The sequence below is a fragment of the uncultured Roseobacter sp. genome (assembly GCF_947499265.1).
Classification (GTDB): Bacteria; Pseudomonadota; Alphaproteobacteria; order Rhodobacterales; family Rhodobacteraceae; genus Roseobacter.
The window spans coordinates 825,997-845,306 of sequence record NZ_CANMNK010000001.1 but is presented as its reverse complement, the minus strand read 5'-3'; the positions used below and the strand labels follow the sequence as shown (position 1 = coordinate 845,306).

The 19,310-nt window shown below is 59.3% G+C and carries 17 protein-coding genes; 15 read left to right on the top strand and 2 right to left on the bottom strand.

The genetic code is table 11. From position 1 onward, the window contains the following. The first annotated feature begins 229 nt into the window (after positions 1-229). The 15 genes from Q1A63_RS04020 (at position 230) to Q1A63_RS03950 (ending at position 17,478) form a co-directional block, all read left to right on the top strand. A complete protein-coding gene (locus Q1A63_RS04020) occupies positions 230-3,424 on the top strand; it encodes a CHRD domain-containing protein (protein ID WP_298969443.1) in 3,195 nt (1,064 codons plus the stop codon). A 61-nt stretch (positions 3,425-3,485) separates the two neighbouring features. Next, on the top strand, positions 3,486-5,231 hold the full coding sequence (locus Q1A63_RS04015; protein ID WP_299630743.1) for a type I secretion system permease/ATPase: 1,746 nt from the start codon (positions 3,486-3,488) through the stop codon (positions 5,229-5,231). Next, complete coding sequence (locus tag Q1A63_RS04010) at positions 5,228-6,598, top strand: HlyD family type I secretion periplasmic adaptor subunit (protein WP_299630742.1); 1,371 nt, start codon at positions 5,228-5,230, stop codon at positions 6,596-6,598. The genes Q1A63_RS04015 and Q1A63_RS04010 overlap by 4 nt, the downstream gene beginning before the upstream one ends. Before the next feature lie 156 nt (positions 6,599-6,754). Beyond that, positions 6,755-6,895 (top strand): hypothetical protein, encoded by a 141-nt coding sequence (locus tag Q1A63_RS04005; protein ID WP_298969440.1) that lies wholly within the window; start codon positions 6,755-6,757, stop codon positions 6,893-6,895. A 319-nt stretch (positions 6,896-7,214) separates the two neighbouring features. Next, on the top strand, positions 7,215-8,447 hold the full coding sequence (locus Q1A63_RS04000; protein ID WP_298969439.1) for an ABC transporter substrate-binding protein: 1,233 nt from the start codon (positions 7,215-7,217) through the stop codon (positions 8,445-8,447). A gap of 80 nt (positions 8,448-8,527) precedes the next feature. Beyond that, positions 8,528-9,385: an ABC transporter permease subunit gene (locus Q1A63_RS03995; RefSeq protein WP_299630741.1), complete on the top strand. Its 858-nt coding sequence runs from the start codon at positions 8,528-8,530 to the stop codon at positions 9,383-9,385. Between the two features lie 3 nt (positions 9,386-9,388). Next, positions 9,389-10,213, top strand: a complete 825-nt coding sequence (locus Q1A63_RS03990; protein WP_298969437.1) for an ABC transporter permease — start codon at positions 9,389-9,391, stop codon at positions 10,211-10,213. Further along, positions 10,210-11,247: an ABC transporter ATP-binding protein gene (locus tag Q1A63_RS03985; protein WP_298969436.1), complete on the top strand. Its 1,038-nt coding sequence runs from the start codon at positions 10,210-10,212 to the stop codon at positions 11,245-11,247. The genes Q1A63_RS03990 and Q1A63_RS03985 overlap by 4 nt, the downstream gene beginning before the upstream one ends. Before the next feature lie 20 nt (positions 11,248-11,267). After that, positions 11,268-12,008, top strand: coding sequence for a hypothetical protein (locus tag Q1A63_RS03980; protein ID WP_298969435.1), 741 nt, complete (start codon positions 11,268-11,270; stop codon positions 12,006-12,008). Beyond that, positions 12,005-12,841, top strand: coding sequence for a sugar phosphate isomerase/epimerase family protein (locus Q1A63_RS03975; RefSeq protein ID WP_298969434.1), 837 nt, complete (start codon positions 12,005-12,007; stop codon positions 12,839-12,841). The genes Q1A63_RS03980 and Q1A63_RS03975 overlap by 4 nt, the downstream gene beginning before the upstream one ends. Further along, complete coding sequence (locus Q1A63_RS03970) at positions 12,838-13,359, top strand: DAK2 domain-containing protein (protein WP_298969433.1); 522 nt, start codon at positions 12,838-12,840, stop codon at positions 13,357-13,359. Before Q1A63_RS03975 ends, Q1A63_RS03970 begins: the two co-directional genes overlap by 4 nt. Then, positions 13,356-14,372 (top strand): dihydroxyacetone kinase subunit DhaK, encoded by a 1,017-nt coding sequence (locus Q1A63_RS03965; protein ID WP_298969432.1) that lies wholly within the window; start codon positions 13,356-13,358, stop codon positions 14,370-14,372. The genes Q1A63_RS03970 and Q1A63_RS03965 overlap by 4 nt, the downstream gene beginning before the upstream one ends. Before the next feature lie 3 nt (positions 14,373-14,375). Next, positions 14,376-15,281 (top strand): tagatose 1,6-diphosphate aldolase, encoded by a 906-nt coding sequence (locus tag Q1A63_RS03960; protein WP_298969431.1) that lies wholly within the window; start codon positions 14,376-14,378, stop codon positions 15,279-15,281. Continuing rightward, entirely contained in the window at positions 15,282-16,046 is a 765-nt protein-coding gene (locus tag Q1A63_RS03955) for an SDR family oxidoreductase (protein ID WP_298969430.1), read from the top strand. A gap of 10 nt (positions 16,047-16,056) precedes the next feature. Further along, complete coding sequence (locus tag Q1A63_RS03950; protein ID WP_298969429.1) at positions 16,057-17,478, top strand: hypothetical protein; 1,422 nt, start codon at positions 16,057-16,059, stop codon at positions 17,476-17,478. Here Q1A63_RS03950 and Q1A63_RS03945 read toward each other — a convergent pair. Together Q1A63_RS03945 and Q1A63_RS03940 are read right to left on the bottom strand one after the other, a co-directional pair. Continuing rightward, positions 17,471-18,550, bottom strand: coding sequence for a nucleoside hydrolase (locus Q1A63_RS03945; protein ID WP_298969428.1), 1,080 nt, complete (start codon positions 18,548-18,550; stop codon positions 17,471-17,473). The two genes, Q1A63_RS03950 and Q1A63_RS03945, sit on opposite strands and share 8 nt — an antisense overlap. Before the next feature lie 12 nt (positions 18,551-18,562). Continuing rightward, positions 18,563-19,309, bottom strand: coding sequence for a GntR family transcriptional regulator (locus Q1A63_RS03940; RefSeq protein ID WP_298969427.1), 747 nt, complete (start codon positions 19,307-19,309; stop codon positions 18,563-18,565). Position 19,310 lies beyond the last annotated feature (1 nt).

Sequence of the window (19,310 nt, the reverse complement as noted above, 5' to 3'; positions counted from 1 at the left end):
CGCGTAATCGAATAAAAATAAATATGCCAGAACTACGCGTAAGCACCTGTTTTCAAAGACTTTCGAAAATATCCGCCTCACGGCCTGCGTGAGTATTCGCGCTGGTTATGAACCCTATTCAAAGCAGAAATTTCAGCGCCCCGGAACAGCATCCTAATCCTTGAGAGGCGGATCGAACCACTCCCCGATCAGACATCCGCACAACTGAACTCAAGTATGGAGCTTTCAAATGCTATCCGAATTTCTCGCAGGTTTGCGCGCCAGATTATTGACCTCCTCGTCACTGGCACAGGAAACCGTCCGTGACGGTCAGACCCTGACCAACGGCTTTTTTCAAAGCACTATCGTCGACAACACGCCGGCCTTTTTACTCGACAACGATTTTGCCCGGTTCCTGAACTTCGGTCAGGTTGAAACCAATAATGCGGTGGCGGCGGTGTCTGTCGAAGGCGAAGACGCGCAGGTCTTCAACTTTCGCTCAGGCAGCATTGAGGCCAATTCCGGCCCTGACGCATTGGCAACCGGCATTCAGGTCAGCGGCAGCGCGTCCATTCGCAACTTTGGCGAAATCGCTGGTGAATCTAACGGCGTGCAATTTGCGGGCGCCGGAAGTTCCGGCACGCTAGACAACTTCCGGGGCGGCGTGATCTCTTCCGACAGCCGCGCTGTGGACATCCAGGGCGAAGGCGTCAGCCTGCGCAACTTTGGCGACATCCTTGGCACCGGCGATCAGCGCAATGGCACCATCTACAGCGATGCGGGCGCCGAAGACGTCTCGATCAGCAACTTCACTGGTGCGACCATCGATGCAGGCACCGGCAACAATGGCGCAGGCATTTCGCTGCAAGTGGGGGATGAGGCCGGTGACCGTGTCTCCAACACAATCTTCAACGGCTTGGGCGCGACCATTCAAGGGCGTGGACAAGAAGCGTCAAATACCCCCGGCGCGGGCGACGGTATCCGTATCAACAATGGCGCCGAAGGCACAGTATCCGAGACCGACATCGTCAACTCCGGTCTGATTTCCTCGGAAAGCAACCAGGGCACTGCGGGCGGCATCCGCGTGGCCGATGGCGTGGCGGCAGAAGGCCGTATCCTCAACACCGCCACTGGCACCATCGAGGGTGCGCGCAACGGTGTCTACATCGGCGAGGCCGAGCATGACCTCGACATCCTGAACTTCGGCACCATTCAGTCCGGCAGCCGGGCGGTCAACATTGATGGCACAGGTGTGAACCTGATCAACGGCGGCGACATTCTCGGGACGGACGATCAGCGCAACGGCACTGTTTATGCGGACGATACCGCGCGCGATTTCTCCATCAACAACCTCGCCAATGGCACAATCGATGCAGGCGAGCACAATGATGGCGCAGGTATCTCGCTGTCGTTGGCCGAAGATGGCAACGGCGATGTGGAGATCACCAACGCAGGCACCATTGCAGGGCGCGGGCAGGCTTCCGCCGCGGCGGGCACGGCAGGCGACGGTATCCGCCTGGAGGGCCTGCGGGGTGAGGCAGGTTTCGCGCCAGCACTTTTTGACGGCACAATTAGCAACTCCGGCGAGGTCACATCGGAAAGCCTCGTGGGCACCACCGGCGCGTTCCGGTCGGTCAACGGCGTCAACTTCAAGGGCGAGTTGGTCAATGAAGCGAGCGGTGTCTTCGCGGGCGGTCAGAACGGTGTTTACTTTGGCACCGGCGATCACACCGGCGGCTCTTTTGTCAACCGAGGCCTGGTCACATCAGACAGCCGTGCGCTGAACATCGATGGCGAGGGTCTTGATGTGCTTAACGAAGGAACGATCCTGGGTACGGGCAACCAGCGCAATGGTACGGTTTATGCCGATGGGACTGCCGACGGCTATACCTTCACCAACACCGGCACAGTCGACGCCGGGCTTGGCAACAACGGCTCTGCCGTCTCGCTGCAAACCGGTGATGTCGCGGGGGACGTCGTATCTGCCGCGATCTTAAACGAAGGCACCTTTCAGGGACGCGGCGATGCAACAGAGGGCAATCAGGTTGGCGACGGCCTGCGTCTCTTCAGCAACGTCGAAGAGGCCAGTTTCGCTGGTCTGGTGCAAAACGACGGGCTGATTGCTGGATCGGAAGACAGCGACGCTGCTGCCGGTATCCGCATTGATGGTGGGTTGAACATCCTCGGCGCCATCGTGAACGAGGGCGAAATCACAGGTCGCGTGAACGCCATCGACGCCGCGCAAGCGGGCTCAGTTACCTTCGTCAATGACGATACGGGTGTTGTAAATGGTAATGTGGTGCTGAGTGACGGAGACGACATCGTTGTAGACCTTGGTCAGATCAACGGTGTCGTCAACGGCGGCGCAGGCGATGACGTTCTGATTGCCAGCGAAGGTGACAACGTGATCGTTGGTGGCCTTGGTGACGATTTCATCGACGGTGGCGACGGCATCGATACGGCAGATTTCTCCGACCTCGATGTTGGCATGACGGTGAACCTCGGGCCAAACGGTAATGGCACCGCGACGCGGGACACCGGTTTTACCGTTCGTGTGACCGATCAGGTGGTCTCGGCACCGGGTCAGTTCGGATCTGCCATTGCAGATGGTGCGCAGTTTGTGGAGCAGGCTGTGGCGGGCAACCTCTACTTCAACATCCACACATCGGACTTCATCGGTGGTGAAATCCGCGGACAACTGCTGGTCGATAGCGATGACACGGTGGGCGATGTCCGCACTATCACGCTTTCGGGCGGTCTGGATGCAAGCCAGGAACCGGGGCCGACCTCGGACAGCGAAGCCACGGGCGAAAGCTCTGTTGTGATCACGCAGAACCTGGTGACAGGTGAAGTGAGCTACTCCAGCGAGCTGACCATTGTGGGCCTGAATGAAGCAGACCTGCAAACCCCGATCCCGGGCGTTGTCTCGGCGATCCACCTGCACAATGCACCCGCCGGTGCCAACGGGCCAGTGGTTCAGGACACGCTGGTGGACGCAGGCGCCAGCATCGACGGCGATGTGCCTTCGGGCATCACCGGGCTGGATGTGATCGAAAACCAGATCGAAACCGATGTTCTGAGTTCCATCGAGAACGTCATCGGCTCCGACGACGGTGATGTGATCATCGGCAGCGATCTGTCCAACCGGCTGAGTGGAGGGGACGGCGATGACCTGATCGAAGGTCAGGGCGGCAACGACCTGCTCATCGGCGGGGACGGCAGCGATACCTTCACCTTCGCCCCCGGTGATGGCATCGATGTCATCGCAGACTTCCAGTTGGGCGTGGACAAAATCCGGCTGTCGGATTTCGGATCGGACTTCGATCTGGCCAGTGCGATCACGCAGGATGGCTCAGACGCGGTTCTGTCCTTCTCCTCAGACGCCTCCGTGCGCTTCGAAGGCATCGACAGCACCCAGCTGAGCGAAGACGACTTCATCGCCTAACCCGAAACAGAGGGTGGCGGCATCCTTCGCCACCCTGCCCTTCCTGAAAAGAGATCACACCATGTTTCAGAGAAAATCCCCCGTAAAACAGGCCTGGGCCTCTCTCAGAGGTGGCTTCTGGGCCGTTGCCTTTTTCAGCCTCGTCCTGAATTTCCTGATGCTCGCCGGGCCGCTCTATATGCTGCAGGTCTATGACCGCGTGTTGACCAGCCAGAACATCGATACCCTCATCGCGCTAAGCGTGCTATTGGCCGGTGTTTTTGTCGTCACCGGCAGCCTTGATCTGATGCGGATGCGGATCCTCAATCGGCTCGGCGCCCAGTTCGAACTCAAAGTCGGCGCGCCCATCCTGCAGGCCGCCATGCGCCGACGCGTCAATGGCAAAACGGTGCCGGGCGAAACCCCGGCTGCGGATGTCACCGGCTTTCGGGATTTCATTTCCGGCAGCACTCTGACCGCTTTTTTCGACGCGCCATGGATCCCGATCTATCTGGGCGTTCTTTACATTCTGCACCCGCTTTTGGGCGCATTGGGTCTGGCGGGTGCCGTCACGTTGACCGCGCTCGCGCTGATCAACAACGCCCGCGCCTCAGGTGTAATGCAAGATGCCGCACGCGCGCGCAGCCGGTCCGATGCCTTGTTCACTACGGGTGAGCGAAATGCAGAGCTTGTCCAGGCCATGGGTATGAAAGGTGATCTCGCCCGGCGCTGGACGGCTCTGCAACAGGATGCACATCAGCTCAAAACACGCACCAGCGACCGGGTCACCGGGTTTTCGGTCCTGTCAAAAACGATCCGCATGGGGCTGCAATCCGCGACGCTGGGCCTCGGGGCCGCGCTTGCGATCACGGGCGAGGCAACCGCCGGTGTGATGATCGCTGCGACCATCGTTCTGGCGCGTGCATTGGCCCCGATCGATCAGCTAATCGGACAATGGCGCACGTTCCTCGCCGCGCGCGGCTCTTATAAAAACATCAGCACCCTTACCGCGGATTTTCCGCAGGATCCGGTGCGGTTGCATTTGCCGCGCCCTACGCTGTCTCTGGACGCCAGTATCGCACAGGCGGGGCCGCCGCTGGCGCGCAATGCAACGATTGGCGGGATCAATTTTTCGCTTTCCGCAGGGGACGTCGTTGCGGTCATTGGTGCCAGCGGGTCCGGAAAATCCACCCTCGCAAAAATGCTCGGGGGCATCTGGCACCCGCAACGCGGCGCGATCCGGCTCGATGGAACACCAATGTCAAAATGGGACGCCGCAGACCTCGGTCAGCTGATCGGGTATCTGCCGCAGGACGTTGAGCTCTTTGATGGCACTCTGCGCGAAAACATTGCGCGGTTCTCGACCACCATCGATGACAATCAGGTGCTACAGGCCGCACTGGCAGCGGATGTGCACCAGCTAATCAGCAGTTTTCCCGATGGGTATGAAACAGAAATCGGCAACGGGTTTTTCCTCTCCGGCGGACAACGGCAACGCATCGCATTGGCCCGTGCGCTCTATAACGACCCATTTCTGCTGGTGCTGGATGAACCCAATTCTGATCTGGACAACATAGGCGAACTGGCCTTGCGCAAGGCGATCCAGACTGCGCGGGGGCGGGGTGCCATCACCTTTGTCATGACCCACCGTCCCAGCACGCTGCAGGCGGTGAACAAGGTGTTGATCCTCGACAAGGGCACACAGACCCAATTCGGCGACAAACATGATGTGCTGCGGCCAAACGGCGAAAACGTTCTGGACGCGCAGCGACAACCCTCCATTGCAAATCAACCAAATCCCAAAATCAAGGAAGGAACGGCGCAATGACCCGCCTGATCCCAAACCGCCCGGCACCGGATATTCTGCGTCTCGAAGACTATAACCGGGTTCTGGATCAGCCAGCAGACACCGGCATCCGTCGCTTCGTGATCTTCGGCATGCTTGTGATGGCCTGCTTTATCGGCGGCTCCGTTTTCTGGGCACAATCCTCAAAACTCGATGGTGCCGTCGTGGCGCCCGCCTCACTCGTGGTGGAAGGCAACCGGAAGACTGTCGAGCATCTTGATGGCGGCATCATACGCTCAATCCTTGTGGCAGATGGTGATTTTGTCGAGGCTGGGCAGACGCTTCTGGAACTCGACAGCACCGATCTGGACGTCGATGTGAACGTTTTGGGAAATCAGCTGGGGGACCTATTGGTGCGCCGGGCGCGTTTACTGGCGCAGATCGACAGCGCGGATAGCTTTGTGGTCAACGAGACGTCGGAGATGCGCCTGATCGATTTGCCGCAACAGGAGTGGGCCGCTGCCTACCTGACGCAAAGACAATTGTTTGATGCAGAGAAACGCGCCCGGACGACGGAGGCCGAAATCCTCAGCCAGCGCATCACCAGCCTGAAAGATCAGGTCGCAGGGCTGGAAGAGCAGCGCGCATCCAATGCGCGGCAGCTTGACATCACGCGGATGGAGTTGGGGAATTTACAGTCCCTGCAGGAAAAAGGTCTGGTCGCCGCGGCGCGGGTCAACGCCAGGCGCATCGAGATCGAAAGGCTCAGCGGGCTCGATGCATCGCTTAGGACGCAGCAAGCTCAGGCGACCAATCAGATTGGTGAGCTGCAGCTTACAGGTCTGAGCCAACAGAAGTTGCGCGAAGAGGCCATTTCTGTGGAACTTGCCGCTGTCGAGGCTCAGCTGGCGCTGGTCGAGCCGCAATTTCTGGGCGCCTCGGAACGGCTCAAACGTGTGGTGGTGACCGCCCCCTCCAGTGGCCATGTGGTGGGGATGACCGTTTTCACCACAGGCGGCGTTGTCCGGCCCGGCACGCCTATTCTGGAAATTGTCCCGAAAGACGAACCTCTGGTGATCGAGGCCCGCGTGAACACCAACGACATCGAAAAACTGCATATCGGTCAGGAAACACGCGTGCGCCTGTCGGCCTTTGACCAGGGTGACATCCCCGAGGCAAATGGCAGGATTGTTGATATCTCGGCCGACAGTCTGGAGGACGACCGCACCGGGGATCCTTATTTCGTTGCACGTGTAAAGCTCGACACTGAACAGCCTGATACGGTCGCCAATCTGGAACTGCTTCCCGGTATGCCTGCCGATCTCTTTGTAAATACGGGGGAAAAAACCGTGTTGAGTTATCTGACACAACCTTTGAAGGAACGGCTCGCCCGGACCTTTATCGAGTAGACAAAGACAGCGGGGCGGGGCATCGGATGGCCTCGCCCTAGTGCTCCAATCACCAGGATTTGTTTTGGATTACTCCTGGGTTTGCGCGATCTGTGGTACCAGTCGGCACAATCACAAGGAAACTATCTCGAACATGGATGGCTTGGTTACTGCGGAATGGCTGAAGACGCGCGCGATCCGGATCTTTTGGGGATCGATTGTACCGTGAACGTTGTCGAAGACGATCAGGGAAAAAGGCAGGTCACCTATTGCGTCGCGGGTATTCTGGCATCGATCAACGCACTCGCCCTGGTATAATTGGGGGGCCCGGATGTCGGTCTCTACGCGGCATCCTTGCAGGCATGGGCGGCAAACCCCGACAATCCCATGGACGCGTCATGACACTAGATTGTCCCGTCCAAAGTCATCCTTGACACATCAGAGTCATTACTATCAAGTTGTACATACAAATTTGGGTGGGAGGAAGAACTCAGGGCCCGTGTACATGCGATAGATCGAAGAGCGGCACGGCGACCTGATCAGAAATGGCATCTGTAAAAGCCCGCTAAAACCATCAGCTGATGACCTCCAAAAATGCGACAGATCAGAAAACGCTGACACTACCAAGGGAGTGAGAATGAGACAGAAATTGAAAATGGCGCTGCTGGCCACGAGCCTTTTGCTCGCACCGACAGTTGGCTTTTCGGACACCGCAGACGGTGAGGCGCTGAACAGCATGTCCTGGGAGGAAGTTGTCGACCTGGCCAAGGGCGGCGAGGTGAACTGGTTCCTGTGGGGCGGGTCCGACAACATCAACCAATACGTCTCGGAATATATCGGCGGTCACCTGCAAGATGAGTACGGCATCACGCTGAACCGTGTGGGCTTAAGCGATACGGTCGAGGCGGTGAACATCGTTCTGGGCGAAAAGGAATCCGGTGTCATGGATGCGGGATCCGTTGATATGATCTGGATAAACGGCGAGAATTTCCGCACCATGAAGCAAGGTGGGCTGGCCTATTGCGGCTATACCGACATTCTGCCCAACAACGCCTTTGTAGATTGGGACAACCCAGCGATTGCCAATGACTTTGGTGTGCCTGTCGAGGGCTGTGAAGTACCCTGGTCAAAAGCGCAGTTCGCTTTTGCCTATGACACAGCCCGCTTTGACGACCCGCCGCGATCCATCGGTGAACTGATCGACTGGGTGCAGGAAAACCCGGGCCGTTTCACATATCCCGCGCCACCTGATTTTAACGGCTCTGTCTTTGTACGCCACGTGTTTTATCACGCGGCCGGGGGCGTGGACACTCTGCTGGGAGACTTCGACCAGGCCAAGTTCGACGAGGTGGCGACAAAGACATGGGATATCCTGAACGACATGGAGCCATACCTCTGGCGCGAAGGAAAAACCTATCCGGCGTCGATTTCCGCTATGGAGCAGCTTTATGCAAACTCCGAGGTGGATCTCACGTTCAACTATGAACCCTCCGGCGTTGGCCTGAATATCGAAAACGGGGTCTTCCCGCCAACCACACAAGGGTATGGTCTCACTGATGGCACCATCGGGAACACCAACTACACGATCATCCCTTTCAACTCGCCAAACAAGGCAGCCGCATTGGTCTTGCAAAACCTGTTGCTGTCCGGCGAGGCGCAATATCAAAAGGCCCGCCCGGACGTCTGGGGCGCAGCACCGGCCATCGAGGTCTCCCGCACCAGCGAGGCGGTGCAGGCGGATTTCGGCACCATCGTGGCGCACCCCAACGTGGTTCCGGCGGATGAACTGGCCAAGGCAGCCCTGCCTGAACTGCAGGCCTCCTGGATTTCCGCCATCGAAAAGGGATGGCTGGAAAACGTCGGCCAGTAGTCTCCCGCTGATCCTTCCCACGACGCAGCCTGCGTCGTGGGGCCCTCGCCACCGAAACGATCCAAATGGAAGTCGGGCATTTGTCAGACCGAACGAAAATCTTTTTGCTGCTGCTGCCCGCCATGGTCATCATCGTTGTGCTGTTCTTTGGCGGGCTGATGATCGGGCTGATGCGCAGCTTCAACTATATGCCGGTGATCGGTCTGACCGAACCGGACCTGAGCGCTTACATCTCCGTCTTCACGGACCGCGAATTCTACCTCTCCTTCCTGCTGACCTTCCACATCGCCTTCACCTCCACGGTGATCTCCTCGGTCCTCGCCATCGGGGCGGCACTGCTCTTACGGCGCAGCTTCGTGGGCCGGGGCATCGTGAACTTTCTGTTCCAGCTCAACCTGACGGTGCCGCATCTGGTGGGTGCCATCGGGATGCTCTACCTTTTTTCGCAATCCGGCAGCTTCGCGCGTCTGGCGCATGAATTCGGCATGATCGCCCGGCCCAGCGACTTTCCAGCGCTTGTTTTCGACCCCTATGCCATTGGAATCATTCTGCAATATGTCTGGAAGGAGATCCCCTTCATCGGGGTCATCGTTCTGGCGAATATGCAATCCATCGGTGAGGATTATGAAAGTGTCGCGCGCTCGCTGGGCGCCAGCAAGTGGCAAACCTTTCGCTATGTGCTGCTGCCGCTGATTTTCCCCGGCGTTTTGTCCGCAAGCGTGATGGTCTTTGCCTTCACCTTCGGCGCCTATGAAATTCCGGCCATTCTGGGCGCGAATTTCCCCGCCGCATTGCCCGTGCTGGCCTACCGCAAATACACCGATGTCGATCTCGCCGCGCGGCCCGAAGCCATGGCGATGGCCATTGTCATCGCCCTGCTCTCTGCGGTGATGATCTACTTCTATATGCGCTATTCGCGCCGCCGGATCAGGGGGTAGCGCATGAGTAACGCCGAGAGCATTCCAATGCGCAGCTTCCGGGTTCTGACCGGGGTTGTCCTGATCACATGGCTTGTCCTACCGCTGATCCCGCTGGCCATCTGGTCCTTCGCGCGCGGCTGGTTCTACCCCGATCTTTTGCCCAAAACCTGGACTCTGCGCGCTTGGGAATACGCCATGTCCGACACCGCCGGGGTGCTGGACAGCCTTTGGCTGACCATCGGCATTTCCTTAGCTGCGACGGCCCTGTCCATTCTGGTCGGTGTTCCGGCGGGGCGCGCGCTGGGAATGTATAAATTCCGGGGTAAGGAGATTGTTGAGTTGATGATCCTCGCGCCCACGATTGTCCCCGGTATCGCCGTCGTTCTGGGCATCCACTCGGTCTTTATCTCGATGGGTCTGAACAACACCGTCTGGGGCGTGATCCTCGTGCATCTGATCCCGACGCTGCCCTACATGGTGCTGGTCATGTCGGGCATCTTCGCCAATTACGATCCGGCGTTCGAGGCGCAGGCGCGCAGCCTCGGGGCCTCGCCGCTCAAGACCTTCTGGTACGTCACCCTGCCGGCCATCCGCCCCGGCATCATCGTCGGTGGGCTCTTTGCCTTTCTGGTGTCGTGGAGCCAGTACATCCTGACCCTGCTGATCGGCGGCGGGCGGGTCGAAACCCTGCCGCTCCTGCTTTTCAACTTCGCGACCGCAGGCCGCAATGACATCACCGGTGCCATCGGCATGATCTACATCCTGCCCGGCATCATCATCCTGTTGCTCACCGCCAAGCACCTCTCGGGTCGCAGCGGCGCTGTCGGAGGCTTCGGACAGATTTGACCCATGTTTCGATCAAAGAGCTGACAAAGGTCTATCCTGGCGCAACCACCCCGTCGCTGGACCGGTTGTCGCTGGAAATTCCCACCGGTGAGTTGACGGCGTTGCTGGGCCCGTCCGGCTGCGGCAAGACCACGACGATGAAGATGATCGCCGGGCTGCTGGAGCCGACTTCAGGCGACGTTACCTTTGATGGCCGCTCCGTCCTGCGCGACAAGCCAGAAGATCGGGGCGTGGTCATGGTGTTTCAGAACTACCTGCTGTTCCCCTACATGAGCGTGGCCGACAACGTTGGTTTTGGCCTCAAGATGCGCAAAAAAGACCCTGCAGAGATCAAACGCCGCGTGGGCGAAATGCTGGAACTGGTCAAACTGCCGGATTTGGGCAACCGCAAACCCAGTGCTCTGTCCGGCGGGCAGCAGCAACGTGTCGCACTGGCGCGCGCGCTGATTGTGCAGCCCAATGTGCTCTTGCTGGATGAGCCGCTGTCGAACCTTGATGCGCATCTGCGGTTTGAAATGCGCGACCTGATCCGCTCGTTGCAACAGGAAATGGGCATCACCACGATCTTCGTGACCCACGATCAGGAAGAGGCGGTGGTTCTCGCGGACCGCGTGGCGCTGATCCTCGATGGTCAGATGAAGCAATACGACCGAGCCGATGTCTTCTACAAACGCCCCATCGACGAGGCGACGGCACGGTTTTTCGGTGGGCATAATTTCATTCCGGGCACGTCAGACGGCCAGGTTTTTGACTGTGCGCTTGGCAAGCTGTCGTTGCCGGAGGGAGCCACGGCCGGCGCTGGCAAACTCACCTTTCGGCCCGAAAATGTGCGGATCGGCACTGCCGCGGATGGGCAGAACTCCCTGACCTCGATCATCGCCGATGTCATCTACCTTGGCACACAAACCCGGCTCAAGCTGCGGGTCGGCGACACCAACTTAGACGCCGTGGTGAACCCCAATGAAATTGAAAGCTATGTTGTCGGGGACGCGCTGCCCATTCACCTGCCTCGGTCAACACTGTGGGTTATATGATGGCTGTAACTTTCAGAACCATGTTCGAAGTCACCCGCGACGAATGGCTCACCGGCCTCGGCCTTGCCGCGGAGGATATCCCTGACGTGGTCATCCTCGAAGGCTCCTGGTGGCGGGCCGAACGCCAAGCGATGCGTTTGGCACATTTGACCGACGTGCGCGAACTTGGCTTCCCCGATATCTTCTGGGGGCGCTACGGAGAAAAGAAAGTCGTTTTCTGCATGGCATACGGCGCGCCACGCGCGGTGGAGCTCAGCCAGATTTTTGCCTGCCTAGGCTGCAAACTGGTCATCCAGATCGGCACCTGTGGTGGCCTGCAATCCCATCTGGCCCCCGGCGATATCATCATTCCAGACGTCATCCGATGCGAGGATGGCGTGGCCGAACACTATGTGGACGGCCAGACAATTGCGGCAGACCCATATTGGGTCACACGCGCCAAATCGGCATTGGACGCCCAAGACCGCAGAGTTCACATCGGCCCGCATGTGACCTTCTCATCGCTCTTCGCGGAAAGCGTCGAGATGTATGAGACATGGCACAAGGCCGGGCTGCTCAGCGTTGAAATGGAGACCGCGACAACGCTTGCTGCTGCCGCCAAATACGGTGTGCCCGGTGTCTCCATGGTCGTGGTCTGGGACGAGCTGACAGCGGGCCGCCGGTTCATGGATCCGATGACACCGGAAGATCTGGCCCAATTGGATATCAGCAACGAAGCGGTATTTGCCGCGGCCCTTACGCTGACGGAGGAAGTGACATGAAATACGGCGTTCACGCCGGTCTCTGGCAGGCCCGATGGACGGATGAGATTGCCCCGATCCTGAAAACCGTAGCGGATCTTGGGTTTGACGGCATCGAGGTGTCGCTTCTGGGGATGAGTGATGAGAAGGCTACGGCGCTCGGCAAAGCCCTACGGGATCACGGGTTGCAGGTCACCTGTTCCGACGGGCTGGCACCGGACAAGGATATTACCTCTGATGATGCCTATGTTCGGGCGGCAGGCGTCACCTATTTGAAGTGGGCCGTTGAAACCACGGCACGGATCGGATCGCGCGGATTGGCGGGCGTGGTTTTTGCGCCCTGGGGGCAGTTCGACCCGCTGAACAAGCCCGTGCGCGCAGCCCGCTCGGCCGAGGCGCTGGGGTCTTTGCATGAGACATTGGCGGCCCACGATGTCACGCTCGGGATCGAAATGCTCAACCGGTTCGAGACGGATCTCGTGAACACGGCGGATGAGGCCGTTAACATCGCCAAGGCGTCCGGGTCCGACCGTGTTTGCGTTCTGCTTGATACGTTTCACCTCAACATCGAGGAAAAGGATATTCGCGCGGCCATCGCCAGTGCCAAGGGAAAGCTGGCGCATTTCCATGTGTCCGACAACGACCGCGGTGTGCCGGGATCGGGGCATATCCCCTGGGATCAGGTCAAAGCCGGTCTGGAGGATGCGGGCTATTATGGCTGGATCGTCGCGGAAATGTTCGTGGTCGCCGGCAACCCCGCCAGTGCGGATCTGAACATCTGGCGTCACATTGAACCGGATGCAACCGACGCGGCCCGCCGGGCGCTGGCCTTCATGAAAAGCACTTTCGGATGAAGGATTTTCTCGCCCTCTGCGTCACCCGCTTCGAAGCACTCGAACAAGAGCTGAACCAGCTCGATGCAGCAACGGGCGATGGCGATCATGGGGCAACGATCCTGAAGGGACTGCGCGCCGCTGCGACCGCGGATGCCGCCCCGGAAAAGGCGTTTCGCAAGGCTGCAGGCGGCGCGTCCGGCTCGCTTTTTGCGCAGATCGTTGCGGCGCTGGAAAAGGTGGCCAATGGCGCGCCAATCGGAGAGGCGCTTGCACAGGCGGCGGAACGGATCACGATGCTTGGACAGGCACAGCCGGGTGACAAGACGATGCTGGATGCCCTGATCCCCGCCGCCGCCGCGACAACGCCAGACGCAGCCGCGCAGGCAGCGGCCAAAGGCCGGGATGCAACACCGGACATGGCGGCCAAGCGTGGTCGCGCCAAACATGTAGAGGGCGCGGGCGTCGGTCATATCGATGCCGGTGCCGCATCGGTGGCGGAACTGTTGGCGATCTTTGCCGAATGGAGGCGCATGTGAAAAAGCTTTTCAACACCAAGGAACGGATGCCGGACGATATGATCGACGGTTTCGTCGTCGCCTATCCGGAAGTTATCTGTCGCGGGGCTGATCCACGGGTGGTACGCCGCAAAATGCTCCGCACGAAAGAGGGTAAGGTCGCGCTGCTCATCAGTAATGGCAGTGGCCATGAACCCATCGCCATGGGGTTCGTCGGCGAAGGGTTGCTGGACGCCAATGTCGTCGGCGATGTTTTCGCAGCCCCCTCGCCGGATGCGATCCTTGAGGGGATCGAAGAGGTCTGCGGCGATGCGGGCGCCGTCCTGCTGATCTCGCGTCACGAAGGCGATGTGATCAACGGCAATGCCGCCGCGATGATGGCGCAGGATGATGGACTGAACGTGCAACCCCTGTTGATGTACGATGACATTTCCTCCGCACCCAAAGGGCAGGAGGATGAGCGTCGCGGCGCTGCTGGCACCATGTTCATCTATAAAATCCTTGGGGCTGCGGCAGAAGAGGGGATGCAGATTGAGGATCTGATGACCCTTGGCGCTGAGGTTCGCGCTGCCACACGGACATTGGGGGCGGCTGTCTCGCCCGGTGTGTCGCCGCTGACCGGCGAGCTGATGTTCACCCTGCCCGAGGATGAGGTTTTCATCGGTATGGGGGTGCATGGCGAACCTGGCGTCGGTCGCCGGAAGGTCGGGCCAGTGAAGGACCTTGTGGCCTATATGCTGGGTGAACTGCTGGAGGACCGCGCGATCAAGCCCGGCACGCCCACGGTGGTTCTGGTCAACGGCGCGGGCGGTACCACGATGATGGAACTGCTGACGATCCATGGCGAGGTGCATAGACAGTTGGGCAAGAAGGGGATCGAACCTGTCTCTCCCATGATCGGGTCCTATTCCACCACGCAGGAAATGGGCGGGTTTTCCATTTCGCTCTTTACGCCAACGCCGCAGATGCTGGGGCTGTGGCGCGCGCCGCACAAGGCGCCTCACTTTCCGCACATCAGTGCGCAGGGGGGCTGAGCTATGCCGGACAGGATTCATGGTGTGGCTGTCGATGCCGGCAGCGGGTTGGAGGCCAGCATTCGCGCGGCGCGGGGGAGCGATGCCAAATCTGATGATCTGTTGACGTTCAAACGCGCGGTACTGGAAATGCTCGGACCCGACGCCAGCACGGTTCTTGTTGACGCAACATGCGGTCCCGACCTGTTGCAGAACTACCCCACGGGCTGCGACCGCATGCTCGCGTTTGAAGCTGACGTTTATCACATCTCGGATGCAGACCGGATCACAGTGTTGCCGGATAGTTTTCAGGTTTCGGACTATCCCGGTATGGGCGTCAAGCAGCTGAAATTCTTCATGTATTACGCGCCGGATGATGATCCCGATCTAAACCAACGCAAGCATGATCTGGTCGCGGATATCGGTCAGCGCTGCCGCGACGCGGGCATCCGGTACCTCATGGAGCCTTTGGTCTATCACCCTGACGTCACACCCGGTGGCGAGGATTTTGCAGCGCTCAAGCCTGATCTGGTGCGGCGCGCGACGGCAGCGTTCGCCGACCCCAAATTTCAGGTGGATGTGTTGAAAGTTGAGGTTCCCGTCGATCTGAATTTTGTCGAAGGGTTTGGGACTGGGCAAATGTCTCGTACACAGGCGCTGGAGGCTTTCCAGCAAGCGGCGGAAGCGGCAAATGGCATCGATCTCGTTTATCTCAGCGCCGGTGTCACGTTTGACCGGTTCGAAGCCTCCTTGAAGCTGGCTGTGGAAGCCGAAGTCGACTTTGCAGGCTTCATGTGCGGGCGCGCGATCTGGTCTGATGGGGTCGCGGTCTTCGGCGCAGAGGGGGAGCGCGCGCTGCGCAATTGGCTGGACCAAACCGGGCGGGATCGTCTGCACCGGTTGATTGCTGCATTGGAAAGGAAGGCCTGAATGCTCCTGAAAGACAAAATCGCGATCGTCACCGGTGGATCAAGCGGCAACGGCCGGGCCATCGCAGAGGCCTTCGTCGCGCAAGGCGCCAAAATGATCGTCGCGGATCTGAAGGAAGTCGGTCGCGAAGGCGGCACCCCCACGGCAGATGTCATAAACGCAAAGTCCCCAGGCGCGGCTAAGTTCGTTTCTTGTGATGTCAGCAAGATCGATGAACTGGAGGCGTTGGTTGCCACGGCCGAGGCCTGGGGCGGGCTGGATATCATGGTCAACAATGCCGGTATCTTGCAGAAGGAACCCATCTTGAAGGCAACCGAAGAAACCTTTCACCGCATGCAGGACGTCAATGTCAAAAGCGTATTTTTCGGATCGCAAATGGCCGCACGCGCCATGGTAAAACGCAAGAGCGGCGTCATCATCAATATGTGCTCAATCGCCGGAATGCGCGGCACTGGCGGGTTTTCGCATTACAACATGTCCAAGGGCGCCGTACGCCTTTTGACCTATTCGCTGGCCGATGAATTGGGGCCGATGGGCATCCGCGTCAACAATGTGAACCCCGGCATCATGCGCACCCAAATGAACATCGAGGACGATCCTGTGATCGGCACCGAGACCGGCGAGGGGTATCTGGACATGATCCCGGCGCGGCGGTGGGGCGAGCCTGAAGAGGTAGCAGATGCCTGTGTTTACCTCGCGTCCGATTTGGCGAAATATGTGATGGGAACGTCGCTGGTTGTCGACGGCGGCTATCTGCGGATCTGAGGATGATACGATGAAACTAGGACTGATCCGCGCGTCACTGCCCAGCTATTTCCCGGAAAAGCACGGGGTTTGGGATGCGGCTGAGGCTGCTTTGGGTTCCCTTTGTGACGCTGAAGATGTGGCGCTTTATGTGCACGCGGACATCCCGATGGATGCACGGCAAACCGAAACGGCGCTTGCGGCGTGCAGAGCGCAAGGTGTTGATTTTATTCTACTCCTGCACGGTGGCTTTACCATGGGCGACGTGGCCCGCACCGTTGCGGCGTCAGAATTTCGGTGTGGTTTCTGGTCGGTACCGGAACCGGTGCGCATCGGCGATGTGCAATTGAATAATTTCGTCTCCTTGAACATGTCCATGTCAATCGCACGTCAGGTACGCGATCTCTCCAAACACCCGGCCCAATGGTATCACGGCACGCCAGAGAGCACTGACTTGCAAAACAAGCTCCGCTGTACGCTGCGCGCGCTGAAGGCTGCCAAATCCCTGAGCGGTGCCCGGATCGGTGTTATCGGCGGATTGGCCATGACCTTCTACAACATGGAGGTGTCGACCTCGGATTTGTGCGCGCGGCTTGGCGTTGAGGTCGCGCATCACGACATGCATGAGCTGACCGGGCGGATGGCGGCACTGGACGCAGATCTGGTGGCCGCTGAGGTGACCCAGATGGCAAGCGCTGCGGAGGTGTCCGGCGTGTCGGACGATCAAATGGCGCTGACGGCACGCGCGGCCTTGGCACTTTTGGAGATCGCAAAAGCGGGCGAGTATGCGGCTCTGGCGGTCAGCGACTGGCCCGCACTACAGGACGATCCCGGCATGCACCCTGGTGCTGCATTCACCTGGCTGGAAGAGCGTCACAACCTACCCATAGCGTCAGAGGGCGATGTGCTGGGCGCCGTTACGCAACTCATTGCAACATCACTTACGGGCCGGGTCGGATACCTGCTGGATATGACCGAACCCGATCTGGAAACCGGTCAACTGCTGATGTGGCATGGCGGCGGCGGGCCCCTGTATCTGGCAGATCAAAAAGGCGCGAAGTGGATCAACCATCCGATGATCGGACGCGGCACCGAGGCGGGTCCGATCTACGGGGCGATCAGCGATCTGGTGTTTCGCGATGGGCCTGTCACGGTATTTCGGGTCGCCCGCAACGCTGGCGCATTCTTTGGTATGACCGCGCGGGTTTCCGGGCGCAATCCAAGCGGGTTCACCGGATGCCGTGGCTGGCTGGAAGACTTCGAGATCGACGGGCAGCGCGCTGACCTCGAAGACGTCGTGGCCAGCGTCATGGCGCATGGGCTTGAGCATCATTTCGTCCTGGTACCCGGAGATATCGCGGGAGTTCTGACGGAATTCGCGTCCTGGACCGCTATGGATGTTCTGGGGCGGGTCCCGATGCGCGGGCATCTGGACAGGCGCGACTTTACTTAGCCGCAGCGGCCAGCTTGTCATAGAAGTCGAGAAAAATCTCATCGCGCTGGACATCATGTGCCTCGCGCATCTGGTGCCTCTCCGCGTGTTTCTCCCAAAAAAGATTCTCATCCAGGATGGGCGAAGTCGTCAGATGCGTCGGAACCCAGTCAGGATCGATCAGCCAAGCGATATTGATGATGTCCCAGATGACCCAGCTGCGTCGCTCGGCATCCGAAATTGCGAACATGTCATGTAACGGGTTGTGGGTGTAAAGATAGTAGAGGTAGTCGCCAATGGCCCCGCGTCCTTTGACAAACTGCGCCATTTCGGGGCGCGAAATCTTGAGCTGCGCACCGACATGGTAGCCTGGCAGATAGATATGCGGCACGCCGCTGTCGAAGATGATGCGCGAGGCGTGGACATCCTGCACAAGATTGAGCGACGGGCGGTTGCAATGCGGCGCCGTTGAGGGATAGGCCGATGTCCAGATCACGACAATACGCTCGCGTATCTCAGGCGCCTTCAGCAAGGCGCTTGCGATGTTCGTGACACAGCCCATCGCCGCGATATAGAGCGGTGCGTCGCCTGACTTGGCCAGACGGATGATGGTCTCGACAGCCTCGGAATCCACAATATCATCCGGGGTTTGCATATAACGGGATGCCCCTTTGAAAACCTTCCCATCCGAAGATATCCCAAGCTTGTCATAAATGGTGCAGATTTCGCGGTAGCTCAGCTCCATCCCCTCCGCTGTCCCCACGAATTTCAGATCCGCCGCGCGGCGCCCCTGAGCATGCAACCGGTCCAGCCACCCCTGAAACCCGCCGACCAGATGCTCGGCGCGGGTGGCGCCCTCTTCCAGCGCACGCTCCGCCGCAAGCAATTCCGGCTGGTGATGCGCGAAGGAAAATGGCACGGCCGTCACCGCTTCAACGGTCATATGTTCTGGCGACAAGAGTGCCCACGCGATCGCAAACTGATCGTCGATTTCATTTGCCGCGTCGGTGTCGATCAGGAGCCGGACCGGACCGCCCTGCGGTAGGGACAAACGGTCTTGCATCAGGTCAGGCGAAAGCGGCGTGAAGGTCATGAGCGGAAATCCTTAAACGTGACGCGGCGTGCGGGCCGATTGGGACAAATTGAAACTGACGGAACCAGAGCGGAATACATCCTCGTGAAACACCATGCGGCCCGTGTCATCGAAGGCCGAACAGGCCTGTTTCAAAAGCGGTTGCCCCGGCGCGATCTCAAAGGTTTCGGCCAGCCTGTCATCCGCCAGAATGGGGCTGATATCTTCGCAGGCTGCGGACCAATCCAGCCCGAAACGCGCGCTGAGGATGCGCAGAATGGATTGCTCCGGCCCTCTTTCCGGAAAATCCTCCGGCTTGGCATCTTTGAGCAGGGCGCGCGGGGCGTAGGTCATCACCAGCATGCTGGGTTTGTCATCAACCAGCCGGAGCCGAACCACGCGGCTGACTTCGGTGTTCTGCATTTCCGGTGGAAGGCCCGCTGTTTCGGCAGCCCCAGGAGCGAAATGGTGCAGTGATATGAACCGGGATGACGGATCATGACCCGCGCGCAGCATCGCATCAGTGAAAGACGTCAGACAGGTGTCAGAGGCAGGCGATAGTGTCAGGACCCTGTAGCCGCTGCCCTGCTTGCTCTCCACATATCCGTCCTGCACCAGCATATCGAGCGCCCGACGGATCGTGACCCGGCTGACCGCGAAATGCGTGGCAAGCTCGCTCTCGGTGGGCATCCTGCCCCCGACAGGATAGCGGCCAGCCTTGAGCCGTTGCAGGATCACCCGGTATGCATGTTCGTATTTCGGTTGCGTTTCCGCTTGCATA